The 21,852-nt window shown below is 70.2% G+C and carries 25 protein-coding genes; 18 read left to right on the plus strand and 7 right to left on the minus strand.

Annotation, left to right across the window (positions count from 1 at the left end; all coding sequences use genetic code 11):
• Window positions 1-14: 14 nt before the first annotated feature.
• A complete protein-coding gene (locus tag IF188_RS18415; RefSeq protein WP_191173268.1) occupies window positions 15-200 on the minus strand; it encodes a hypothetical protein in 186 nt (61 codons plus the stop codon).
• A 16-nt stretch (window positions 201-216) separates the two neighbouring features.
• Window positions 217-399 carry a DUF5302 domain-containing protein gene (locus IF188_RS18420; RefSeq protein WP_191173269.1) on the minus strand — a complete coding sequence of 61 codons (183 nt, stop codon included), beginning with the start codon at window positions 397-399 and terminating at the stop codon, window positions 217-219.
• Window positions 400-726: 327 nt separating this feature from the next.
• Here IF188_RS18420 and IF188_RS18425 point away from each other — a divergent pair, with 327 nt between their 5' ends.
• The 3 genes from IF188_RS18425 (at window position 727) to IF188_RS18435 (ending at window position 5,093) form a co-directional block, all read left to right on the plus strand.
• Window positions 727-3,006 carry a polyribonucleotide nucleotidyltransferase gene (locus tag IF188_RS18425; RefSeq protein WP_191173270.1) on the plus strand — a complete coding sequence of 760 codons (2,280 nt, stop codon included), beginning with the start codon at window positions 727-729 and terminating at the stop codon, window positions 3,004-3,006.
• A gap of 280 nt (window positions 3,007-3,286) precedes the next feature.
• Complete coding sequence (locus IF188_RS18430) at window positions 3,287-4,345, plus strand: aldo/keto reductase (protein ID WP_224752127.1); 1,059 nt, start codon at window positions 3,287-3,289, stop codon at window positions 4,343-4,345.
• A gap of 145 nt (window positions 4,346-4,490) precedes the next feature.
• Window positions 4,491-5,093 (plus strand): histidine phosphatase family protein, encoded by a 603-nt coding sequence (locus IF188_RS18435; protein ID WP_191173271.1) that lies wholly within the window; start codon window positions 4,491-4,493, stop codon window positions 5,091-5,093.
• Window positions 5,094-5,111: 18 nt separating this feature from the next.
• Here the strand turns inward: IF188_RS18435 and IF188_RS18440 are convergent, their stop codons facing one another.
• Window positions 5,112-5,585 (minus strand): GNAT family N-acetyltransferase, encoded by a 474-nt coding sequence (locus tag IF188_RS18440; protein ID WP_191173272.1) that lies wholly within the window; start codon window positions 5,583-5,585, stop codon window positions 5,112-5,114.
• A gap of 69 nt (window positions 5,586-5,654) precedes the next feature.
• Here IF188_RS18440 and dapB point away from each other — a divergent pair, with 69 nt between their 5' ends.
• Together dapB and IF188_RS18450 are read left to right on the plus strand one after the other, a co-directional pair.
• Window positions 5,655-6,515: a 4-hydroxy-tetrahydrodipicolinate reductase gene (gene dapB, locus IF188_RS18445; RefSeq protein WP_191173273.1), complete on the plus strand. Its 861-nt coding sequence runs from the start codon at window positions 5,655-5,657 to the stop codon at window positions 6,513-6,515.
• Window positions 6,512-6,961, plus strand: coding sequence for a tetratricopeptide repeat protein (locus tag IF188_RS18450; protein WP_191173274.1), 450 nt, complete (start codon window positions 6,512-6,514; stop codon window positions 6,959-6,961). The genes dapB and IF188_RS18450 overlap by 4 nt, the downstream gene beginning before the upstream one ends.
• A 216-nt stretch (window positions 6,962-7,177) precedes the next feature.
• Here the strand turns inward: IF188_RS18450 and IF188_RS18455 are convergent, their stop codons facing one another.
• The 4 genes from IF188_RS18455 to IF188_RS18470 form a co-directional block, all read right to left on the minus strand.
• Window positions 7,178-8,104 (minus strand): TIGR01777 family oxidoreductase, encoded by a 927-nt coding sequence (locus IF188_RS18455; RefSeq protein ID WP_191173275.1) that lies wholly within the window; start codon window positions 8,102-8,104, stop codon window positions 7,178-7,180.
• The gene (locus IF188_RS18460) at window positions 8,097-8,522 is read right to left on the minus strand and encodes an OsmC family peroxiredoxin (RefSeq protein ID WP_191173276.1); all 426 of its coding nucleotides are present in this window, start codon (window positions 8,520-8,522) and stop codon (window positions 8,097-8,099) included. The genes IF188_RS18455 and IF188_RS18460 overlap by 8 nt, the downstream gene beginning before the upstream one ends.
• Window positions 8,523-8,641: 119 nt before the next feature.
• A complete protein-coding gene (locus IF188_RS18465) occupies window positions 8,642-9,211 on the minus strand; it encodes a DUF4395 domain-containing protein (RefSeq protein WP_191173277.1) in 570 nt (189 codons plus the stop codon).
• Entirely contained in the window at window positions 9,204-9,647 is a 444-nt protein-coding gene (locus tag IF188_RS18470) for a TlpA family protein disulfide reductase (protein WP_191173278.1), read from the minus strand. The genes IF188_RS18465 and IF188_RS18470 overlap by 8 nt, the downstream gene beginning before the upstream one ends.
• Before the next feature lie 127 nt (window positions 9,648-9,774).
• On the opposite strand from IF188_RS18470, the gene IF188_RS18475 reads away from it, so the two are divergent.
• The 13 genes from IF188_RS18475 to IF188_RS18535 all read left to right on the plus strand — a co-directional run bounded on the left by IF188_RS18475 (window position 9,775) and on the right by IF188_RS18535 (window position 21,850).
• On the plus strand, window positions 9,775-10,584 hold the full coding sequence (locus IF188_RS18475; RefSeq protein ID WP_191173279.1) for a thymidylate synthase: 810 nt from the start codon (window positions 9,775-9,777) through the stop codon (window positions 10,582-10,584).
• Window positions 10,581-11,099, plus strand: coding sequence for a dihydrofolate reductase (locus IF188_RS18480; protein ID WP_191173280.1), 519 nt, complete (start codon window positions 10,581-10,583; stop codon window positions 11,097-11,099). The genes IF188_RS18475 and IF188_RS18480 overlap by 4 nt, the downstream gene beginning before the upstream one ends.
• A 10-nt stretch (window positions 11,100-11,109) precedes the next feature.
• Window positions 11,110-11,874, plus strand: coding sequence for an SDR family NAD(P)-dependent oxidoreductase (locus IF188_RS18485; protein ID WP_191173281.1), 765 nt, complete (start codon window positions 11,110-11,112; stop codon window positions 11,872-11,874).
• A gap of 58 nt (window positions 11,875-11,932) precedes the next feature.
• Window positions 11,933-12,910 (plus strand): 4-hydroxy-tetrahydrodipicolinate synthase, encoded by a 978-nt coding sequence (gene dapA / locus IF188_RS18490; RefSeq protein ID WP_191173282.1) that lies wholly within the window; start codon window positions 11,933-11,935, stop codon window positions 12,908-12,910.
• A 72-nt stretch (window positions 12,911-12,982) separates the two neighbouring features.
• Window positions 12,983-14,659 (plus strand): ribonuclease J, encoded by a 1,677-nt coding sequence (locus tag IF188_RS18495; RefSeq protein ID WP_191173283.1) that lies wholly within the window; start codon window positions 12,983-12,985, stop codon window positions 14,657-14,659.
• Window positions 14,660-14,769: 110 nt separating this feature from the next.
• A complete protein-coding gene (locus IF188_RS18500; RefSeq protein ID WP_191173284.1) occupies window positions 14,770-15,264 on the plus strand; it encodes a GNAT family N-acetyltransferase in 495 nt (164 codons plus the stop codon).
• Window positions 15,265-15,320: 56 nt separating this feature from the next.
• The gene (locus tag IF188_RS18505) at window positions 15,321-18,041 is read left to right on the plus strand and encodes an FtsK/SpoIIIE family DNA translocase (RefSeq protein ID WP_191173285.1); all 2,721 of its coding nucleotides are present in this window, start codon (window positions 15,321-15,323) and stop codon (window positions 18,039-18,041) included.
• Window positions 18,042-18,067: 26 nt separating this feature from the next.
• The gene (gene pgsA, locus IF188_RS18510; RefSeq protein WP_191173286.1) at window positions 18,068-18,640 is read left to right on the plus strand and encodes a CDP-diacylglycerol--glycerol-3-phosphate 3-phosphatidyltransferase; all 573 of its coding nucleotides are present in this window, start codon (window positions 18,068-18,070) and stop codon (window positions 18,638-18,640) included.
• Window positions 18,637-19,104: a CinA family protein gene (locus tag IF188_RS18515; RefSeq protein WP_191173287.1), complete on the plus strand. Its 468-nt coding sequence runs from the start codon at window positions 18,637-18,639 to the stop codon at window positions 19,102-19,104. The genes pgsA and IF188_RS18515 overlap by 4 nt, the downstream gene beginning before the upstream one ends.
• A gap of 166 nt (window positions 19,105-19,270) precedes the next feature.
• Entirely contained in the window at window positions 19,271-19,579 is a 309-nt protein-coding gene (locus IF188_RS18520) for a helix-turn-helix domain-containing protein (protein ID WP_191173288.1), read from the plus strand.
• 40 nt (window positions 19,580-19,619) lie between these two features.
• Window positions 19,620-19,844, plus strand: coding sequence for a DUF3046 domain-containing protein (locus IF188_RS18525; RefSeq protein WP_191173289.1), 225 nt, complete (start codon window positions 19,620-19,622; stop codon window positions 19,842-19,844).
• A 249-nt stretch (window positions 19,845-20,093) separates the two neighbouring features.
• Window positions 20,094-21,152: a recombinase RecA gene (gene recA / locus IF188_RS18530; RefSeq protein WP_191173290.1), complete on the plus strand. Its 1,059-nt coding sequence runs from the start codon at window positions 20,094-20,096 to the stop codon at window positions 21,150-21,152.
• A complete protein-coding gene (locus IF188_RS18535) occupies window positions 21,152-21,850 on the plus strand; it encodes a regulatory protein RecX (protein ID WP_191173291.1) in 699 nt (232 codons plus the stop codon). Before recA ends, IF188_RS18535 begins: the two co-directional genes overlap by 1 nt.
• Window positions 21,851-21,852 lie beyond the last annotated feature (2 nt).

A 21,852-nucleotide genomic window follows, 5' to 3' on the forward strand; every position in this document is an offset into this window, starting at 1 on the left:
TCGCTCCGCCGGCGTCACTCGCCGGGCTCGATCTCTCCCGCTTCGATCGCGGACTCGTGCTCTTCGAGCTCCTGCTCGTCGACCTCGTCCTCGATCGCCTCGAGGGGATCGAGCGTCGCGGGCGGCAGCTCGAGCTCGGTGTCGTCGTCGAGCGGTACGTCCCGGTCGTCGTCGGGGATCAGCTCACGGAAATCGCTCATGTCACACCTGAGGGTCCTACCCGCTCTTGCGACGGAACTCGCGCTTGGTCATCGCGCCGTGCGTGCCGTGGATCGCCGAATCGGCGTCCAGGTGCGACTCGCCCTCGCGGTGCTGAGCGTTCTTCTTGTCGAGCGCTTCTTTGAACTTGCGCTTCATCTCATCGGATGCCGAAGACGCCGGCTTCTCGTCGGTGCTCATGCCCCCACCCTAGGCGCGGCCTCCGACGCTCGCCAGGGTGACGGGGATTGCGGTGCTCGCTGATAGGCTTGTGCGGGTTGCCCTGTGGCATCCGCTCAACTACATATGAGCCCAACAGAAATTGGGCACTGTGGAGCAGGCCGGCAGGAAGCTGGTCCCCATTGGTGGGTTCCCCGACGCGAGAGCGCCGGGTGGTCTTCTACTGGTGACCAGTGCTGGCGAGTCCCGCGGCGATCCCGCGCGCCGAGATCTGCCTGTTCCTGCTCCTTCGATTGACCCTCGCCCGGCACACGGCCGGACGAGGCTAAACAAAGAAGGAGGGACCTCTTGGAAGGTCCGGAAATCACTTTCGCCGAAGCCGTCCTCGACAACGGCCGCTTCGGCACCCGCACCGTCCGGTTCGAGACCGGGCGACTCGCGCAGCAGGCACAGGGTGCCGTGGCCGCGTACCTCGACGAGGAGACGATGCTCCTCTCGGCCACCAGTGCCGGAAAGCACCCGCGTGAAGGCTTCGACTTCTTCCCGCTGACCGTCGACGTCGAAGAGCGTTCGTACGCCGCCGGAAAGATCCCCGGCTCGTTCTTCCGTCGTGAAGGCCGTCCCTCGACCGAGGCGATCCTGGTCTGCCGTCTGATCGACCGCCCGCTGCGCCCGTCGTTCGTCGACGGCCTGCGCAACGAGGTCCAGATCGTCGTCACCGTGCTCTCGATCGCGCCGGGCGAGTTCTACGACGCGCTGGCGATCAACGCCGCCTCGCTGTCGACCCAGATCTCGGGCCTGCCGTTCTCCGGCCCGATCGCCGGTGTGCGCCTCGCGCTCATCCCGGGCCACGGCGAGCACGCCGACCAGTGGGTCGCGTTCCCGACCGTGACGCAGCTCGAGGACGCCGTGTTCGACCTCATCGTCGCGGGCCGCGTGCTGCCCGACGGCGACGTCGCGATCATGATGGTCGAGGCCGAGGCGACCGAGCACTCGTGGAACCTCATCAAGGGCGGCGCAACCAAGCCGAGCGAAGAGGTCGTCGCGCAGGGCCTCGAGGCCTCGAAGCCCTTCATCAAGGAGCTCGTCGCGGCGCAGAACGTCGTGGCGAACACCGCCGCGAAGGAGATCCAGCCGTACCCGGTGTTCCCGGCGTACAGCCAGGAGGTCTACGACTTCGTCGCCGGCCGCTCGTACGACGACCTCGTGGGCGTCTACCAGATCGCCGACAAGATCGAGCGCCAGAACGCCGATGACGCCGTCAAGGACCGCGTCAAGGCCGAGCTGATCGCCGCCGTCGAGGCGAACGAGCTGCCCGCCGTGGCGACGCTGGAGTTCTCGGCCGCCTACAAGTCGGTCACGAAGAAGATCGTGCGCGGCCGCATCCTCTCCGAGGGCGTCCGCATCGACGGCCGCGGCCTGGCCGACATCCGTCCGCTCGACGCCGAGGTGCAGGTCATCCCGCGCGTCCACGGCTCGGCGATCTTCCAGCGCGGCGAGACCCAGATCCTGGGTGTCACGACGCTCAACATGCTCAAGATGGAGCAGCAGATCGACTCGCTGTCGCCGGTCACGAGCAAGCGCTACATGCACCACTACAACTTCCCGCCCTACTCGACCGGTGAGACCGGCCGTGTCGGCAGCCCCAAGCGTCGCGAGATCGGGCACGGCTTCCTGGCCGAGCGCGCCCTCGTGCCGGTGCTGCCCAGCCGCGAGGAGTTCCCGTACGCGATCCGTCAGGTGTCCGAGGCCCTCGGCTCCAACGGCTCCACGTCGATGGGCTCGGTGTGCGCCTCGACGCTGTCGCTGCTGAACGCCGGCGTGCCGCTGCGCGCTCCTGTCGCGGGCATCGCGATGGGTCTCGTGTCGGACGAGGTCGACGGGCAGACGCGCTACGCCGCGCTGACCGACATCCTCGGTGCCGAGGACGCCCTCGGCGACATGGACTTCAAGGTCGCCGGCACCAGCGAGTTCGTCACCGCGATCCAGCTCGACACCAAGCTCGACGGCATCCCGTCGTCCGTCCTGTCGGCGGCGCTCACGCAGGCCAAGGACGCGCGCCTGACGATCCTGAACGTCCTCAACGCCGCGATCGACGGTCCGGACGAGATGGCTCCGACGGCGCCCCGCGTCATCAGCGTGCAGATCCCGGTCGACAAGATCGGCGAGCTGATCGGCCCGAAGGGCAAGACGATCAACGCGATCCAGGACGAGACCGGCGCGCAGATCTCCATCGAAGAGGACGGCACCGTCTACATCGGCGCGACCGACGGCCCCTCGGCCGAAGCGGCCCGTGCGCAGGTCAACGCGATCGCCAACCCCACCAACCCGGAGGTCGGCGAGCAGTTCCTGGGCACCGTCGTGAAGATCGCGACGTTCGGCGCGTTCATCTCGCTCCTGCCCGGCAAGGACGGTCTGCTGCACGTCAGCGAGGTGCGCAAGCTCGCCGGCGGCAAGCGCGTCGAGAACGTCGAGGACGTCCTCTCGGTGGGGCAGAAGCTGCTCGTCAAGATCACCAAGATCGACGACCGCGGCAAGCTGTCGCTGGAGCCCGTGCTCGAGGAGGCGGCCGACCAGGAAGGCCGCGCCGCAGCCAGCGAGGGCCCGGAGGCTCCCGCCGAGGGCTGATCCTCTCGTATCACGCGGATGCCCGTCCCCTCCTTCACGGTGGGGGCGGGCATCCGTCGTCCGGTCGGGTTCTCGGGCGGGCTGTCCTCCGAATGGGGGACAAATGCCCGGAAATCGGGCTCTTGTGACCAAAGCGTTATGTAATGTTTATCGACAGTTCGCCTCAGTGCACGGAGCGCTGTCCGGACTGGCCTACCCTCTTAGTACGCGCCGGGGGGTGCGTAGACAGTGATCACGAAGGCAACGGGCCTCAGCCCGGATCCTCGTGAGGGGGTGGCACATGGCTTATTTCGGCGTTGATTCGGCGCTCGGCGCGACCGGTCAAGAGGCCGCTGCCCCTGCGCGCGCCGATGGCACCGTGGTCCGCGGCCCCCACCCCTCCGCCCCGATCCCCGTGCAGGGGCCTTCGGTCGGAAGCAGCATCCGCGTCGCGCTCGGCGACGGCGGACCCTCCGTGTTCCCGCTGATCCTGGGCGGTGCCGAGTTCGGCTGGAACGTCGACCTCGAGTCGAGCCACGCGATCCTCGACGCCTACGTTGAACTCGGCGGCAACGCCGTCCACACCTCCGACAGCTTCGCGAGCGGCCGCAGCGAGCACATCATCGGGCAGTGGCTCCACTCCCGCGGGCTGCGCGACGACATCCTGCTCGGCGTGCGCGTCGGCGGACACGCCGACAACCCCGGTCTCGGCCCGGTCAACCTGGTGCGCGCGGTGGAGTCCTCGCTCACGCGGCTGCGCACCGACCGCATCGACGTGCTGTACCTCGACGCGACGAACGACGACGGGGCGTCCCTCGAAGACACGCTGGCCACGGCGGAGTGGCTCGTCGAGTCGGGCAAGGCGCGCACCCTCGGCGCGATCGGCTACACCGCGGCGCAGCTGGTCGAGGCGCGCATCTTCGCATCGGCCGGGTACCCGCGCATCACCGTGCTCGACGTGCCATTCAACGTGCTGCGCCGCCACGAGTTCGACGCCGACCTGCGTCTCGTCGCGGGCGCGCAGGGCATGGCGGTGACGCCGTCGCACGCACTCGAGCACGGGTTCCTCGCGGGCCGTCAGCGCTCCAAGCTGCGCGGCGCGCTGTCGGTGCGCGGAGCCCAGCTCGCGGCCAACCTCAACCGTCGCGGCGGGCGCACGCTGCGCGCGCTCGACGCGGTCGGAGCCGAGCTCGGCGTGCCGGATGCCGCCGTCGCCGTCGCGTGGCTGCTCGCGCAGAAGCTCGTGACGGCGCCGATCGTCAACGCCTACGCACCCGCGCATGTCGAAGAGCTCGTGCAGGGCGTCGGCGTGCGGCTGAGCCGCAGCCAGCTGGCCGACATCGCCCGCGCGGCGGAGTAGTCGGAGCGGTCCGGGGCCGCGCGGCGCCGGTTCTCCACAGCCGCCGAGTGGCGGCATCCTTCCCCGCCGAAGCGTGACGTAGTGTGGAATGGTGCCCGCCTGACGGGCGCATCATCCCCCGGACCTCGATGGCGAAGTGAGCGGCGTGACGCACTACATCTACCTCGTGCGGCATGGCGAGCACCAGGATGCCGAGCACGGACTGGCAGACGGGCCCCTGTCGCCCCGTGGGCGGCGTCAGGCGGCGCTGCTCGCCGACCGGCTGTCGGGCGTGCCGTTCGACGCCGTGTGGCACTCGCCGCTCGAACGGGCGAGTCAGACCGCGCGCGCCGTGGCGGAGCGGATGCCGTCGCTCTCGCCCGAACCGTCCTCGCTGCTGTTCGACTGTGTGCCGACGGGCATGACCGACGAGACGCCGGCGGCGTTCGAGCCGTTCTTCGGGTCGGTCACCGAGGCCGAGGTCGAAGCGGGACGCGCGCAGATGTCCGATGCCGTCAGCGAGTTCCTGGTGCGCAAGCGCGGCGAGGTGCACGAGCTGCTCATCACCCACAACTTCGTGATCTCGTGGTTCGTGCGCGAAGTGCTGCAGGCGCCCGACTGGCGCTGGATGACCCTCAACCAGGCGCATTGCGGCCTGACCGTCATCGCGCAGAAGCAGGGCCGTCCGTGGACGCTGCTGTCGCACAACGACATGTCGCACCTGCCGGTCGAGCTGCGCACCGGGCTGCCCGAGCTCTACCCCGTCTGACCGCCGCGCTGAGGGCGCTCAGAGCGTCTTGCCGTACCAGCGCGACGCGTTGGGGTTGTCGTTGTAGGGCTCGATGGCGACGAAGCCGGTGCGCGCGTACAGTGCGCCGGCGGCCTCGAGCGAGTGGTGGGTGTCGAGGACGAGCTCTGCCGCACCGAAGTCTCGGGCGCGCTCGATGAGATCTTCGACGAGCAGGCGTCCCCAGCCGCGTCCGCGGGTCTCGGGGCGCAGGTACAGGTGCTTGAGCTCGTAGCGGGTGCCGGTCGGTCCGGGAGCGATGAGGCGGATGCCGCCGCAGCCCATCGGGGCGCCGCTGTCGTCGTCCAGCACGACGAAGACTCCCGCGGGCGGCACGAACGCGGCCGGGTCGGGGAAGGCCGTGCGGTACGAGACGCCCTGCGCGGCGAAGCCGACGGTGCGGGAGCGGAAGTACTCGTCGAGGAGCTCATGCGCGTCGGGCGCATCGGCCGGGGAGGGTCGCAGTGTCACCACGGCTCCAGCGTAGGCGCTGCCGGTGACCGCCCAGACCTGGCCTCGTCAGGCCCCGCCTAGGATGGAGGCATGACGACACGCGTGGCCATCGTCGGCGGAACCGGAAAGCTCGGCGGCATCATCCGCGATGTCGTCGAGGCCGAGCCGGGCTTCGAGATCTCGGCCGTGCTGACCTCGCGCTCCGAGCTGTCGGACCTCGACGGCGCGGACCTGGTGGTCGACGCGTCGACGCCCGCCGTGTCGATCGACGTCGTCCGCGCCGCGATCGAGCGCGGCGTCAATGTGCTGATCGGCACGTCAGGCTGGTCCGCCGAGCGGATCGCGCTGGTGCGCCCCCTCGTCGAGGCGGCCGGCACCGGCGCGGTCTTCATCCCCAACTTCTCGCTCGGCTCGGTGCTGGGCTCGGCGCTGGCCGCGGCCGCCGCGCCGTTCTTCCCGTCCATCGAGATCGTCGAGGCGCACCGCGAGACCAAGATCGACTCGCCCAGCGGCACGGCGGTGCGCACGGCCGAGCTCATCGCCGCCGCCCGCGACGCGGTCGGTCCCGTGGAGTCGCCGCACGTCGACCAGCGTGCGCGCGGCCAGCAGGTCGCGAGCGTCCCGATCCACTCGCTGCGCCGTCCCGGCGTGGTGGCGCGGCAGGAGACCATCCTCTCGGGCGCGGGCGAGTCCCTGATGATCGTGCACGACACCGTGGAGCCCGCGCAGGCATATGCCGCCGGCATCCGTCTCGCCCTCGCGGCCGCACGCGATGCGAAGGGCGTCACGGTCGGCCTCGACAGCCTGATCGACATCGGCATCGGACGCCCCGCGGCGTCCGCCGACGAGGCCCCCGTCGACGAGGGCGGCGTCCCCGGGCAGGTGGCTCGCGCCGGCGGCCCCTTCTCGAACGACCCCTCCTCGAACGACCCCTTCTCGAACGACCGATGAGCGCACGCATCGGCGTCGCCGTCATGGCGGTGCTGCTGGCGCTGTACATCGTTCTGGTGGGGCAGCGCGCGTGGCTGCTGCTCATCAGCGGCGACCCGATCGGCCTCGCCATGGGGGCCGCGCTGGTCGTGCTGCCGCTCATCGCGACGTGGGCGCTCGGCCGCGAACTGTGGTTCGGCGTGCGGGCGGAGCAGCTCGGGCGGCGGCTTCAGGCCGAGGGCGGCCTGCCGGCCGAAGAGGTCTCGGTGCGTCCCAGCGGGCGCGTGCTTCGCGAGGAGGCGGATGCCGTCTTCCCGGCGTACCGGGCCGACGCCGAGGCGCACCCCGAGGACTGGCGTGCGTGGTACCGCCTGGGCATCGCGTACGACGCTGCGGGGGACCGCCGCCGTGCGCGCGAGGCGGTGCGCACCGCGATCCGGATGGAGAAGTCCGACCGCCCGCGCTGAACCCGCCTCGGTTCTGCTCCGCACAGAAGCCCCGGGTCCTGCTCCGCACAGAATCGGATCCGCACAGAATCGGATCCGCACGTGCGGACGTCCGGCGCGACACGCCGCGTGCGGCGCGAATCCCACCGGCGTGTCGGCGGTCGGTCCGCAGGCGCGGATCCGATTCTGTGCACCGGTCACATGGCAGGTCGCATGCGCGCGTGCGTCGGGAGGGGTTCAGGATGCCGGCGGCACAGCTGCGGCGACGGCATCCTCGACGGTGCGATGGGTGAACGAGAAGCCCGTCGCGGTCAGGGCGTCGGGCGCGACGAACGCGTCGGTCGTGAGCAGAGCCTCGGTGGCGTCGCGGCCGAGCACGAGGTTCATGCCCCAGACCGGGGCGCGCAGCAGGTACGGCCGGTTCATGCGCACGGCGAGCGCGAAGCCGAGATCGTTCGCGGTCGCGCGGGTCGGTCCGCTGAGGTTCACGGGGCCGGTGAGCCGACGGTCGATCACGTGGCGGATCGCTGCCACCTCGTCGTCGAGCGAGATCCACGGCCAGACCTGTGTGCCGCGGCCGATCGGACCCGAGAGGCCGAACCGCGTCAGCAGCAGGAGCGGCTTCAGCACGCCCTCGGCGTGAACGACCGGCGCGGTCCGCAGCAGGGCGACGGCGGCATCCGATCCGGCGCCCCGCGCGGCGCCCTCCCACTCGCCGCACAGGTCGGCGAGGAACGTCTCCCCGCGCGGCGCGTGCTCGTCCAGCCTGGCGCCGGGCACGGACCCGTAGTACCCGACGGCGGATGCCGAGACGAGGTGCGGCGCGCCGGGGCCGAGGTCTCGGACGGCGCGCGCGAGGGCGCGTGTGGGGGTGATGCGCGACCACAGCAGCGTGCTCTTGTAGGCGGGCGTCCAGGGGAAGCGGCCGATGCTCGCGCCGTTCAGCCCGACGACGGCACGCGCGCCGTCGAGCACCGCCGGGTCGAGCGGCGCATCTGAGGTGAGCCACTCCACTTCGTGCGGCGCCTCAGGCGGTCGCCGCACGAGCGTCGTCACCTCGACGCCGTCGGCGCGCAGGCTCTCGACGAGAGCGCGGCCGATGAGCCCCGATGCGCCGGCGACGACCACACGGTCGCCGCCGGCGCGACCAGAGGGGTCAGGCAAGCGTCGCCTCGAGGGTGATCTCGACGCCCGCGAGCGCCTGCGACACCGGGCAGCCGGCCTTCGCGCCCTGCGCGATGCGCTCGAAGTCCTCGGCCGACAGGCCCGGCACGACGGCGTTGACGTTGAGGTGGCTGCCGGTGATGCCGGTGCCCGGCTTGAACGTCACGGATGCGGTCGTGTCGACCTGCTCGGGCGGCGTCCCGTTCTCGGCCAGCGCGTTGGACAGCGCCATGTTGAAGCACGAGGCGTGTGCGGCCGCGATGAGCTCTTCCGGCGTCGTGACGGTGGTCGAGCCCTCGCTGCGCGCCTTCCAGTTCACGGCGAACGTCCCCGCGCCCGATGATGCGAGGCTGACCTCTCCGGCGCCTTCGAACAGGCTGCCCTTCCAGGTGCTCTTGGCTTCGCTGGTGACGGTCATGAAGGCCTCCTCGCTCGTGGCGCGCCCGCGATCGGGGCGTCTCGCGTCAGCCTAATCGCGAGGGATGCCGCGGCGCGACGGTCGGGTGCGCCCGGGCGAGCCGGAGTCCGCGCTCTCGGTCAGGCGGCGGCCGGACGAGCCCGGCCGACGATGCCTGCGCGCTGCAGCAGCAGGTAGAGCTGGCAGCCGAGGCAGAGGCCGAACACCGCGTTGAGGAACGCGGCGACGAATGCCATCGCAGCGGCGATCGGCAGCGCCCACGGCACGCCGAACAGCTGCAGCACGAGACCGATCACCGACACGAAGAGGCCCACGCCCTGTGCGAAGCGCGGCGGGCGGGCGTCCTCCCACTCGGTCGGGGGAGCCAGCCGCGGCGCGACCGCCTTGCGGTACAGGACGCCCCAGGGCGCGGTGCGCGGCCAGGCCACGCCCCACAGGAACAGGATCGCGGCCAGGAGCAGCAGCAGGAAGGCGGGGTCGAGGATGCGCTGGGCGACAGAGGCCGCGGTGATGAGCCACGTGCTGCCGTCGGCCGAAGCGGCCTGCGCCGTCGACAGGCCGGTGAGCCCGAAGAACACGGTGACGAGCAGCAGCACCGAGGTGATCGCGGCGCCGAAGCGCGGCGCTCGGGGGTCGACCATGCCGCGGGGCGGTCGCGCAGCGGGGCCGCCGGCATCCCGATCAGACATTCGCATCCTCCGCGATCAGACGATTGAGCTCGAGCTCGAGGACGTCGCGGCCGGGCGTGCCCCCGAAGCGGGTCTGGACGACGCCGTGACGGTCCAGCACGAGGGTGGTCGGCGTCTGCAGCACGTGGAAGTGCCGGGCGATGTCGGGCCGATGGGTGAGGTCGACGTCGAGGTGGCGCACGCCCTCGTGATCGTCGGCGACGGACGAGAGCACGCGGTGCACACCGGGGCAGCGGGTGCACATCTCGGTGCTGAACTGCAGCAGCGTGGCGACCTCGCCGAGTCCGTCGGCACCGAGCCGGTGCGGCTGGATCACCTCGTGCTGGACGTCGTGGCGCGGCCGGGCGCGGGTGGCTCGCCAGTTCACGAAGACGCCGAGGGCCGCGCTGGCTGCCAGAAGCAGGACGAGCGCGATGACGGCACCGGCAAGGGTCACAGCAGATCAGGCTAAACCCTTTCGGCTGGGAGCGGACCGGATCGCCGAATGTGACGCGCCGCGCGTAACACTCCGGCTGCGGCGCGGGACCGCCCCGGTGTCTGCGGCCGCGGGTATCGTGGCAGCCGTGACGACGCCGATCCCGACCCCTTATGAGGACCTGCTGCGCGACGTGCTCGAGAACGGCACGCACAAGGACGACCGCACCGGCACGGGCACCACCAGTGCGTTCGGCCGTCAGATCCGGTTCGACCTTTCGCAGGGCTTCCCGCTCATCACCACCAAGCGCGTGCACTTCAAGTCCGTCGCGTACGAGCTGCTGTGGTTCCTGCGCGGCGAGTCGAACGTCGGGTGGCTGCAAGAGAACGGCGTGACGATCTGGGACGAGTGGGCGGATGCCGCGGGCGAGCTCGGCCCGGTCTACGGCGTGCAGTGGCGGTCGTGGCCGACGCCGTCGGGCGAGAGCATCGACCAGGTCTCGCAGGTCATCGAGCAGATCCGATCGAACCCCGACTCGCGCCGGCTCATCGTCTCGGCGTGGAACCCCGCCGACATCCCCGACATGGCGCTGGCGCCGTGCCACGCGCTGTTCCAGTTCTACGTCGCCGACGGAAAGCTCTCGTGCCAGCTCTATCAGCGCAGCGCCGATCTCTTCCTCGGCGTGCCCTTCAACATCGCCTCGTACGCGCTGCTGACGTTGATGGTCGCGCAGCAGGCGGGGCTCGAGCCGGGCGACTTCGTCTGGACCGGCGGCGACTGCCACATCTACGACAACCACGTCGAGCAGGTGCGCGAGCAGCTGGGCCGCGACCCCTACCCGTATCCGACGCTGCGATTCGCTCGGACGCCGGAGTCGATCTTCGACTACCGCTACGAGGACTTCATCGTCGAGGACTACCAGCACCACCCCGCGATCCGCGCCGCGGTCGCGGTATGAGCTCGCGCATCGGTCTGGTGTGGGCCGAGGCGCACGACGGCGTCATCGGCGCCGGGGGCGGCATGCCGTGGCACGTCCCCGAGGATCTCGCCCACTTCAAGGCGATCACGCTCGGCGCCCCGGTCGTGATGGGGCGCCGTACGTGGGAGTCGTTCCCGGCGAGGTTCCGCCCACTGCCCGGGCGCCGCAACATCGTCGTGACACGCCAGGAGAATTGGCAGGTCACCGGCGCCGAGCGCGTCGCGTCGCTGGATGCCGCGCTGACCCTGGCCGCATCGGACGACCCGCCGTGGATCTGGGTCATCGGGGGCGGGCAGCTGTACCGCGAGGCGATTCCGTACGCCGACCGCCTCGAGGTCACCGAGCTCGACCTCGACGTCGCCGGCGACACCCGTGCGCCCGACCGATCTGACTGGACCCCGGTCGACGGCGGCATGGGGGAGTGGCAGACCTCGGCCGCCGGCATCCGCTACCGGTTCCTCTCCCTCGTGCGGCGGCCCACGGCGTCGCAATAGGCTGACGCGCATGGGCAAGACGGCACTCATCACCGGGGCGAGTTCGGGACTCGGCGCGGAGTACGCGCGGCAGCTGGCCGCGTTCGGGGCCGACCTCGTGCTCGTCGCGCGCGATCGCGGCGCCCTCGAACAGCTGGCGAGCCGGCTGCGCTCCACGTACGGAGTCCAGGTCGAGGTGCTGACCGCCGATCTCGTCAAGCCGCGCCAGCGCGACAAGGTCGTGGCGCGCGTCGCGGACGCGCAGCGGCCGATCGAGATCCTCGTCAACAACGCCGGGTTCGGGCTTCCGCTGGCCTTCGAGAGCAACGACATAGAAGACGAGGTCCGCCACCTCCAGCTTCATGTCGAGGTGCCGATGCGCCTGACCCACGCCGCGCTCGGGGCGATGCTGCAGCGCGGTCACGGCCGGATCGTCAACGTCGCCTCGGTGGCCGCCTTCATCCCGCGGTCGACGTACGGCGCCTGCAAGGGGTGGCTGGTGAGCTTCAGCCGCTGGGCCAACGGCCGGTACCGCCCGCGCGGCGTGACCGTGACGGCCGTGTGCCCCGGCTACACGCACACGAGCTTCCACGAGCGCATGGGGCTCGGTCCCGGCGAAGAGGGCGTGCCCGACCTGATGTGGCTGCAGGCGCGCGATGTCGTCGCCGAATCGCTGCGGGACGCGGCGCGCGGAGCGGCGGTGTCGATCCCGTCCTGGCGTTACAAGGTGCTCGTCACCCTGGCGCGCTTCGCGCCGCCGTCGCTCGCGGCGCGCATCGGCGAGCGCGGCCGCTAGCGCCGCGGCGGCGGTCCGGCCGTACGCGCGGGGTGCGGCATCCCGATAACCTGAAGTCATGACGCATACGGGCAACCCCTTCGGACAGGTTCTCGTCGCGCTCGTCACCCCCATGACGGCCGACGGCGAAGTCGACTGGCCCGGTGTCGAGAAGCACATCGACGACGTCATCACCGCGGGGGCCGACGGCATCGTCGTCACCGGCACCACGGGTGAGACGTCGACCCTCACCGACGCGGAGAAGCTCCGCCTCGTCGAGGTGGGCAAGGATGTCTCGGCCGGACGGGCGAAGATCATCACGGGCGGCGGCTCCAACGAGACCGCGCACGCGATCGAGCTCTACAAGGCCAGCGAGAAGGCCGGCGCCGACGGCATCATGATCGTCACGCCCTACTACAACAAGCCCACGCAGGCCGGCATCCTGACGCACTTCCGCCTCGTCGCCGACGCGACCGATCTGCCGGTGATCCTCTACGACATCCCCGGCCGCACCGGCGTGCCGATCAAGTACGAGACGATCCTGCGCCTGGCCAAGCACCCCAACATCCTCGCGATCAAGGACGCCAAGGGCGACTTCAGCGAGGTGAGCCGTGTGCTCAACCAGACCGACCTGATGTACTTCTCGGGCGACGACTCGAACGTGCTGCCGCATCTCGCGATCGGCGCGACCGGTCTGATCGGCGTGACCGCGAACGTCGCGGCCCAGCCGTATCGTGTGATCGTGGATGCCGTCAACCGCGGTGACCTCGCCGCCGCGACCGCAGAGCACAAGCGGCTCGAGCCGCTCGTCCGGGCGCTCATGACCCACGTGCCCGGCACGGTGTCGACGAAGTACGTGCTGCACGGACTGGGCCGGATCTCCAGCCCCCGCGTCCGGCTGCCCCTGGTCGGCCCGGAGGAGTGGGAGGCCGCGATGATCGAAGACGAGCTGGCGCTGGTCGCCGACGTGCCCGGCGCGGACTTCTCGAACTTCCGCCCCGACCGCAACGCCGCCGCCGGCGGCGCGCTGCCGAAGGTCTCGGGCACCACGAGATGACGGATCCCGCCGCCGCGCACGCGGCGGCGGGACAGATGAACGGATGCCGCGGCATCCGGAGGAGGCCTCACGATGCCCACCACACTGTACGACCCGCCTGAGCTGGAAGCGGGAACCCTCCGGATCGTCCCGCTCGGCGGCCTCGGCGAGGTCGGTCGCAACATGACCGTGTTCGAGTACGGCGGCAAGCTGCTGATCGTCGACTGCGGAGTGCTGTTCCCCGAGGAGCATCAGCCCGGCGTCGACCTGATCCTCCCCGACTTCGAGCCGATCAAGCACCGGCTCGACGACATCGTGGGCGTCGTGCTGACGCACGGCCACGAGGACCACATCGGCGCGGTGCCGTACCTGCTGAAGCTCAAGAGCGACATCCCGCTCATCGGGTCGGGGCTGACGCTCGCCCTGGTCGAGGCGAAGCTCAAGGAGCACCGCATCCGGCCGTTCACGCTGACGGTCGCCGAGGGGCAGCGCGAGAACCTCGGCCCGTTCGAGCTCGAGTTCGTCGCGGTCAACCACTCGATCCCCGACGCGCTCGCGGTCGCGATCCGCACGCCCGCGGGCCTGGTGCTCGCCACGGGCGACTTCAAGATGGACCAGCTGCCGTTGGATGACCGCATCACCGACCTGCGTGCGTTCGCGCGGCTCGGCGAAGAGGGCGTCGACCTGTTCCTCGTGGACTCGACGAATGCGGACGTGCCCGGCTTCACGCCCACCGAGCGCTCCATCGGTCCCGTGCTCGACCAGGTCATCGGCAAGGCGCCGCGGCGCGTGGTGGTGGCGAGCTTCTCCAGTCACGTGCACCGTGTTCAGCAGGTGCTGGATGCCGCGGCCGCCCACGGCCGTCGCGTCGCGTTCCTCGGTCGCAGCATGGTCCGCAACATGACGATCGCCGAGGACCTCGGCTACCTCAAGGTGCCGGACGGCGTCCTCATCGACTACAAGAAGGCGCGGGATCTGCCCGACGACCAGATCGTCTACATGTCGACCGGGTCGCAGGGCGAGCCGATGGCGGTGCTGAGCCGCATGGCGAACCTCGACCACGCGATCGAGCCCGGCCCCGGCGACACGGTGATCCTCGCCTCGAGCCTCATCCCGGGCAACGAGAACGCGGTGTACCGCGTGATCGACGGGCTCACCAAGCTCGGCGCGAACGTCGTGCACAAGGGCAACGCCAAGGTGCACGTGTCGGGCCACGCCGCGGCGGGCGAGCTGCTCTACTGCTACAACATCCTGAAGCCCCGCAACGTGCTGCCCGTGCACGGCGAGTACCGGCACCTGATGGCCAACGCCCGTCTCGCGCAGGACACCGGCATCCCCGAGGAGCGCACGCTGCTCGCCGAGAACGGAACCGTGATCGACCTGCGCGACGGCGTCGCCGAGGTGGTCGGGCAGCTGGACCTCGGCTTCGTGTACGTCGACGGCTCGACGGTCGGCGAGATCACCGATGCCGATCTGAAGGACCGCCGCATCCTTGGCGAAGAGGGCTTCATCTCGGTGATCGTGGTCGTCGACGCATCGACCGGCAAGGTCATCTCGGGCCCCGAGGTGCACGCCCGCGGCTTCGCCGAGGACGACGCCGTGTTCGAGGACGTCAAGCCCAAGATCGCCGCGGCGCTCGCCGAGGCGGCCCAGTCCGGCGTGCGCGACCAGCACGCGCTGTCGCAGGTCGTGCGCCGCACGATCGGCCGCTGGGTCAACCAGTCGCTGCGCCGCCGGCCGATGATCGTGCCGCTCGTGATCGAAGCGTAGCGAGATCACCCGAGGGCGGAGAATCGAAGCGTAGCGAGATCACCCGAGGGCGGAGAATCGAAGCCTGACGCCGTCATCCGCCCGTAACACGTGCGCCGTACGATCGCCCCGTGGCGTCTTCGTTCCGCATCCGGCCCGCCGTGGCGGCCGACGGGTCGTTCCTGGGCGACATGGTCGTCGAGGCCGCGAACTGGCGGCAGGGCGGCGCGCGGCCGCGGCACGAGATCCTCGGCGGCGACGATCACCGCCGTTACGTCGCCGGCTGGATGCGGCCGGGAGATGCGGGGTTCGTCGCCGAGGACGCCACGGGTGGCCCGGTCGGCGCCGCGTGGTATCGCATGCTGCCGCGCACGGACCCCGGCTTCGGCTACGTGGGCACCGGTGTGCCCGAGCTCATCATCGGCGTGCGACCGGTGTGGCGCGCCCACGGGGTGGGGCGCGCGCTGCTGCAGAGCCTGTGCGAGCGGGCGCGTTCCGACGGCTTCGCGCGACTGAGCCTGAGCGTCGAGCGCGGTAATTTCGCGGCGACCCTGTACCGCAGCGAGGGTTTCGCGGTGGTGCGCAGCGGCGTCGGCCGCGACACGATGGTCAAGCGGCTGCGCTGAGGCCTGCAGCGGCGTGGTTCCGCGGAAATGTCGGGGATCCGGCCTACCGTGGGGGGATGCCCAGGAGCACCAGCACGACCAAGGGCTCGCGCGCGTCCTCGAACACGTCGAGCGCGCGCTCGTCGTCGTCTTCGACCGCGCGCAAGCCGGCGGTGGCCAAGCCTGCGCCGGCTCCCAAGCGCTACGTGGGGGAGTCCGATCGGCCGCCCGTCGTGGTGCGGGCGTGGATGGCGCTCGCGCACGCGACCGGCGGCCTGTTCCGCGCGTTCGGGCCTGAGGTGCTCGAGAAGGATCAGCGGCGCGACGGCTTCCCGTTCTTCCTCGTGCTGCTGGCGATCGCCGGCGCCGTGAACGAGTGGTTCTTCATCGGCAACGAGGTCGCCAAGACCATCAGCGCGTATTCAGTGGGTGCTCTGGTCGGGCGCGAGGCGTTCGTGCTGCCGGTGCTGCTGCTCATGCTCGCCGGCTGGATGTTCCGGCATCCTTCGTCCGTGCACGACAACGGGCGCGTCGGCATCGGCTTCGGCCTGCTCATCGTGACGATCGCCGGCTTCTGCCATGTCGCGGGCGGGCGTCCGCAGCCGAGCGAGCTGCTGCCCGCGCTGAGCGAGGCGGGGGGTCTCTTCGGCTGGATGCTCGGTGAGCCGCTCGCGTTCCTGCTGACCGACGTGGGCGCGTACATCGTGCTGTCGCTGCTGGCCGTGCTCAGCGTGCTGATCATCACCAAGACGCCGCCCAACCGCATCGGCCGCCGACTGGGCGAGCTGTATCGCTGGATGTTCGGCGCCGAGCCGCGTGAAGAGAAGCCGGTGGATGCCGCAGCCGCCGCGCAGGCGGAAGACGAGGGCGACTCCTCGCTGCCGTTCTGGCGGCGCAACAAGACCGGGCGTGAGAAGGATCCCGAAGGCGGTCTCGGATCTCAGGATCTCACTGAGCTGCTGGGATCGCCGCAGGGCGGATTCGATCAGGCCATCGCCCCCACCGTGCCGCCGCCGCCCGCGCCGGCGACCGATGCGCTCACCGAGGTCATCGATCCCGCCGTGCTCTCGGCGGCGAAGGCGGCCACGTCTTCTCGCACGTCGTTGCGGGACGATGCCGAGGTCATCGAGGACGACGGGCTGCTCCCGGGGCTCGACGGCATCGGCTCGTCGCCCGCGCCCGGTGCCCCGACCGCCCCGTACCGCCTGCCGTCGGTCAACTCCCTCGCGGCGGGCTCGCCGCACGTCGCGCGGTCGCAGGCGAACGACGACACGGTCCGCGCGATCACGAGCGTGCTCGACCAGTTCTCGGTCGACGCGCGGGTCACCGGCTTCTCGCGCGGCCCGACGGTGACGCAGTACGAGATCGAGCTCGGTCCGGGCGTCAAGGTCGAGCGCATCACGGCGCTGACGAACAACATCGCGTACGCGGTCGCCTCCAACGAGGTGCGCATCCTCGCGCCGATCCCCGGCAAGAGCGCGATCGGCGTCGAGATCCCGAACACCGACCGCGAGATCGTGACGCTGGGCGACGTGCTGCGATCGCAGACGGCGACCAGCCAGACGCACCCGATGACCATCGGCGTCGGCAAGGACGTCGGCGGCGGCTACGTGATCGCCAACCTCGCGAAGATGCCGCACCTGCTGGTGGCAGGCTCGACCGGCTCGGGAAAGTCGAGCTTCGTGAACTCGATGATCACGAGCCTGCTGATGCGCGCCAAGCCGGCGGACGTGCGCATGGTGCTGATCGACCCGAAGCGCGTGGAGCTGACGTCGTACGCCGGCGTGCCGCACCTCATCACGCCCATCATCACGAACCCCAAGAAGGCGGCCGAGGCGCTGCAGTGGGTCGTCAAAGAGATGGACATGCGGTACGACGACCTGGCGTCGTTCGGCTTCCGCCACATCGACGACTTCAACAAGGCCGTCGTCGCCGGAGAGATCACTCTGCCGCCGGGCAGCGAGCGCGTGCTCAAGCCCTACCCGTACCTGCTGGTCGTCGTCGACGAGCTCGCCGACCTGATGATGGTCGCCCCTCGCGATGTCGAGGACTCGATCGTCCGCATCACCCAGCTCGCCCGCGCGTCGGGCATCCACCTCGTCCTCGCGACTCAGCGACCGTCGGTCGACGTCGTGACGGGTCTGATCAAGGCCAACGTGCCGTCGCGTCTCGCATTCGCGGTGACGAGCGTCACGGACTCGCGCGTCATCCTCGATCAGCCCGGCGCCGACCGCCTCATCGGTCAGGGCGACGGACTGTTCCTGCCGATGGGCGCCTCCAAAGCCCTGCGCGTGCAGGGCGCGTGGGTCAGCGAGAGTGAGATCGAGACCGTCGTCAAGCACGTCACGCAGCAGGCCCGGCCCGAGTACCGCGCCGACGTCGCGGCGGTGGCCGAGAAGAAGGAGATCGACGCCGACATCGGCGATGACCTCGACCTGCTGCTGGCCGCCGCCGAGCAGATCATCTCGACGCAGTTCGGCTCCACGTCGATGCTGCAGCGCAAGCTGCGCGTCGGCTTCGCGAAGGCCGGCCGCCTCATGGACCTGCTCGAGTCGCGTGAGATCGTCGGTCCGTCCGAGGGTTCGAAGGCTCGCGACGTCCTGGTGACGCCGGATCAGCTGCCGTCTGTGCTCGCACGCCTGCGCGGCGAGGACGTCCCCGCCGCGGCCCCTGCGCCTGCTGCCGCGCCACCCGATCAGTACGGTCAGGATGCCGTGGCCTCGCAGTTCGACGGCTACCCGGTCGTGGACGGCGACGAGGGCTCCGAGGACGCCTGGGGCCTCACCGGCCGCGACTGAGCCGACGGCATCGATAGGCTCGGCGCATGGCCATCCCGCGGCAGCTGCCGAACACGATCACGATCGTGCGCATCCTGTGCGCACCGGTCTTCCTCTGGCTTCTTCTGGCGGACGGGGGCGCCGACGGGGCGATGCGCTGGTGGGCGGCGGCGCTGTTCATCGTCGCGATCGCGACCGATGGGATCGACGGGTACCTTGCCCGCAGGCACGACATCGTCACGGATCTCGGCAAGCTGCTGGATCCGATCGCCGACAAGGTGCTGACCGGCTTCGCGTTCATAGGGCTGTCGATCCTCGGCGAGCTGCCCTGGTGGGTCACGATCGTGGTCCTGATCCGTGAGGTGGGCATCACGGTCTACCGCTTCATGGTCGTGAGCGACCACGTGCTCGCCGCCGCCTGGATGGGCAAGCTCAAGACCCTGGCGCAGGCCGTGGCGCTGTCGCTCGCCCTGCTGCCGCTGTGGACCCTCGTGGGCGACTGGATCTTCTGGGTCAACGGGGTCACGATGACGATCGCCGTGATCCTCACGATCGCGAGCGGCATCGACTATGTCGTGACCGAGGTGCGCGCGGCCCGCGCGAAACGGTCGCTTCCGTGACAGGGGTTGCCGCGGTCGCCGTGCTGCGCGCGCTCGGCGGTCACGGCTGGACGATCGCGGCGGCCGAGTCGCTCACCGGCGGGCGCGTGACCGCGGCCCTCGTGGACGTGCCCGGCGCCTCGGCCCACGTACGCGGAGGGATCGTCGCCTACGCGACCGACCTGAAGGCCAGCGTGCTCGGCGTGGATGCGCGGCTCCTGGCTTCGCGTGGGCCGGTCGACGCCGACGTCGCGGTCGCGATGGCCGAGGGGGTGCGTCGCGTGCTGGGTGCCGACGTCGGTCTTGCGACGACCGGCGTGGCGGGCCCGGACCCGCAGGACGGCAAGCCGGTCGGCACGGTCCACGTCGCGGTCGTGACGCCCGATGCCGCCCGGACGATCGAACTGGCGCTGTCGGGCACACGCGACGAGATCCGCACCGAGACCGTGCGGCGCGTGCTCGGGCTCGCACTCGAGGTGCTGTGAGGCATCCGTTCGTCTTCGCTCGGGCCGGGAACAGACGGTGTTTCGTCTCGGTTACATTCGGTGATTCCCACCCATTGCCCAGTTCACGGGATTAGATTGACATCATCCGGTGCTGTACTGTTGGCCACCCGGAAGACGGTGGAATCAGAAGTGAGGAGGGGCCCTGATGATCCTGGTACGTCAAGAGATCGGCGAAGTGCTTCGTGATCTCCGCCAGCAGAAGGGGCGGACCCTCCGCCAGGTCGCGAGCCGCGCCAGCGTCGCTCTCGGCTACCTGAGCGAGGTGGAGCGGGGCCAGAAGGAGGCCTCGAGCGAGATCCTCGCCTCGGTCGCCGAGGCGCTCGACGTCCCGATCTCGATGATCATGCGCGAGGTCGGTGACCGCATCTCGGTCCTTGAGGGCCTGCAGACCTTCCCCGACGTGGTGCCCGACGACCTGGTCGCCTCCGTCGACGCCGAACTGTCGCTGCGCTGAGCCGCGTCCTCTCACCGAGCCCAGGAGCAGCCTGACCGCTATGCGTCGCAGTGAGTTCCATCGGGCTGTGCACGATGAGTTCGGCGCACGCGCCGATTCCGTCGTGACGGATCTGATCCTCGCGGACATCGGCGGCCGCACCGCCGCCGACGCCCTCGCGGCCGGGGTGGACCCTCGCCTGGTGTGGCTCGCGCTGTGCGCGGAGCTGGACGTTCCGGTCGAGCGTCGCTACGGCGTGGGTCGTCTCGAACCGCGCCGGCTCTGATTCAGGTTCCGCGCACACCGCGGCGCGGCGTGTCGTCGAATATCTGTTCGAGATCCGCGTAGTGTCCTCCACAGAAGGTGTCGAGGACGTGTTTTCCACGTGACGGGGCCCGGGCGAGGGCCGATGTCGGAACCCACCCCTAACGTGATCCACGTCGAACGACACCACACGCCTTGTCGCAGCATCCGTTCCACCGGGGCGGAGCGCGACAGCCTACAGGCGACGGAACGCAAGCAGAAGGAGCACGCCATGCCCTCACCCGCAGACCGCGAGAAGGCCCTCGAATCGGCCCTCGCCCAGATCGACCGGCAGTTCGGGAAGGGCTCGGTGATGCGTCTCGGCAGCGACGAGCGTGCTCCCGTCGAGGTCGTCCCCACCGGCTCGATCGCCCTCGACGTCGCGCTCGGCATCGGCGGGCTCCCGCGCGGCCGCATCATCGAGATCTACGGCCCGGAGTCGTCGGGTAAGACGACCCTGACCCTGCACGCGATCGCCAACGCGCAGCGCGCAGGCGGCATCGCCGCGTTCATCGACGCCGAGCACGCGCTCGATCCCGACTATGCCCAGAAGCTCGGCGTCGACATCGACGCGCTGCTCGTGTCGCAGCCCGACACGGGTGAGCAGGCGCTCGAGATCGCCGACATGCTGGTGCGTTCCGGCGCGATCGACCTGATCGTCATCGACTCGGTCGCGGCGCTCGTTCCCAAGGCCGAGATCGAGGGCGAGATGGGCGACTCCCACGTGGGTCTGCAGGCGCGCCTCATGTCGCAGGCGCTCCGCAAGCTCACCGGTGGTCTCAACCAGACCAACACCACGATGATCTTCATCAACCAGCTGCGCGAGAAGATCGGCGTGTTCTTCGGCTCGCCCGAGACCACCGCGGGCGGCAAGGCGCTGAAGTTCTACGCGTCGGTGCGTCTCGACATCCGTCGCATCGAGACGCTGAAGGACGGCTCCGACGCGGTCGGCAACCGCACCCGCGTCAAGGTCGTCAAGAACAAGATGGCGCCGCCGTTCAAGCAGGCCGAGTTCGACATCCTGTACGGCGTCGGCATCTCGCGCGAGGGCAGCCTCATCGACTTCGGCGTGGAGCACGGCATCGTCAAGAAGTCGGGAGCCTGGTACACCTACGACGGCGAGCAGCTCGGTCAGGGCAAAGAGAACGCCCGCAACTTCCTCCTCAAGAACGAGGACGTCGCGGCTGACATCGAGTCGAAGATCAAGGTCAAGCTCGGGATCGGCCAGCCGCGCGGCGCGGCTGCCGAGGGCACGACCGCTGACGAGCTGGCCGCCCGCCGCCCGGCGTGATGCCTCGCTTCGAGGACGGGAGCGAGCGCGAATCGCTCGCTCCCGTCATCCCGATCTTCGGTGGCGCGGCCGCGATCGCCCCACCCCCTGAGCCCGCCTGGAACGCGACATGGGCAGACGATCCCGAGCCTGCGGACGACGGCGAGTATGACCGGTTCGGCAACGACACTTCTCACCTGCGCGCGCCGGACCCCGCGGACGCGGCCGCGGATGCTCGCGACCGGGCCGAGAAGGGCCTGCTGAAGAAGCTCCGTGCGCGATCGCTGTCCCTGCGCGAGGCGCGCACCGTCCTGCGTGAGCACGACCTCGACGACGAGACGAGCGAAGAGCTGATCGCGTCTTTCGAGCGTCTGGGCTATCTCGACGATGCGAAGCTCGCCGAGCAGATCGTCCACTCCGGATCGGATCGCAAGGGACAAGGGCGAAAGGCGATCGCGCAGACACTCGCCAAGCGCGGGATCGCGCGCGACATCGCGGATTCGGCCCTCGATGAGCTGCCGGACGACGACCTCGAGCGCGCCCTGGAGTTCGCGCGCACGAAGGCGTCGTCGATGCGCGGTCTCGAGCGGGATGTCGCCCTCCGACGGCTCGCGGGTCAGCTCGCGCGGCGCGGGTACGGCGGTCCGGTGGCGATGAACGCGGCCCGTCAGGCGCTGGACGAGCTCAATCGTCCCGTGGGTCGCGTGCGTTTCGAATGATG

It is taken from the genome of Microbacterium helvum, assembly GCF_014779795.1.
Lineage (GTDB): Bacteria > Actinomycetota > Actinomycetes > Actinomycetales > Microbacteriaceae > Microbacterium > Microbacterium helvum.

What these genes read in the sequence shown, in the direction of transcription:
- IF188_RS18415 (WP_191173268.1), bottom strand. Translation starts at nt 200, where the DNA reads ATGAGCGATTTCCGTGAGCTGATCCCCGACGACGACCGGGACGTACCG.
- IF188_RS18420 (WP_191173269.1), bottom strand. Translation starts at nt 399, where the DNA reads ATGAGCACCGACGAGAAGCCGGCGTCTTCGGCATCCGATGAGATGAAG.
- IF188_RS18430 (WP_224752127.1), top strand. Translation starts at nt 3,287, where the DNA reads ATGGCTTATTTCGGCGTTGATTCGGCGCTCGGCGCGACCGGTCAAGAG.
- dapB (WP_191173273.1), top strand. Translation starts at nt 5,655, where the DNA reads ATGACGACACGCGTGGCCATCGTCGGCGGAACCGGAAAGCTCGGCGGC.
- IF188_RS18450 (WP_191173274.1), top strand. Translation starts at nt 6,512, where the DNA reads ATGAGCGCACGCATCGGCGTCGCCGTCATGGCGGTGCTGCTGGCGCTG.
- IF188_RS18460 (WP_191173276.1), bottom strand. Translation starts at nt 8,522, where the DNA reads ATGACCGTCACCAGCGAAGCCAAGAGCACCTGGAAGGGCAGCCTGTTC.
- IF188_RS18465 (WP_191173277.1), bottom strand. Translation starts at nt 9,211, where the DNA reads ATGTCTGATCGGGATGCCGGCGGCCCCGCTGCGCGACCGCCCCGCGGC.
- IF188_RS18480 (WP_191173280.1), top strand. Translation starts at nt 10,581, where the DNA reads ATGAGCTCGCGCATCGGTCTGGTGTGGGCCGAGGCGCACGACGGCGTC.
- IF188_RS18485 (WP_191173281.1), top strand. Translation starts at nt 11,110, where the DNA reads ATGGGCAAGACGGCACTCATCACCGGGGCGAGTTCGGGACTCGGCGCG.
- dapA (WP_191173282.1), top strand. Translation starts at nt 11,933, where the DNA reads ATGACGCATACGGGCAACCCCTTCGGACAGGTTCTCGTCGCGCTCGTC.
- IF188_RS18495 (WP_191173283.1), top strand. Translation starts at nt 12,983, where the DNA reads ATGCCCACCACACTGTACGACCCGCCTGAGCTGGAAGCGGGAACCCTC.
- IF188_RS18505 (WP_191173285.1), top strand. Translation starts at nt 15,321, where the DNA reads ATGCCCAGGAGCACCAGCACGACCAAGGGCTCGCGCGCGTCCTCGAAC.
- pgsA (WP_191173286.1), top strand. Translation starts at nt 18,068, where the DNA reads ATGGCCATCCCGCGGCAGCTGCCGAACACGATCACGATCGTGCGCATC.
- IF188_RS18520 (WP_191173288.1), top strand. Translation starts at nt 19,271, where the DNA reads ATGATCCTGGTACGTCAAGAGATCGGCGAAGTGCTTCGTGATCTCCGC.
- IF188_RS18525 (WP_191173289.1), top strand. Translation starts at nt 19,620, where the DNA reads ATGCGTCGCAGTGAGTTCCATCGGGCTGTGCACGATGAGTTCGGCGCA.
- recA (WP_191173290.1), top strand. Translation starts at nt 20,094, where the DNA reads ATGCCCTCACCCGCAGACCGCGAGAAGGCCCTCGAATCGGCCCTCGCC.
- IF188_RS18535 (WP_191173291.1), top strand. Translation starts at nt 21,152, where the DNA reads ATGCCTCGCTTCGAGGACGGGAGCGAGCGCGAATCGCTCGCTCCCGTC.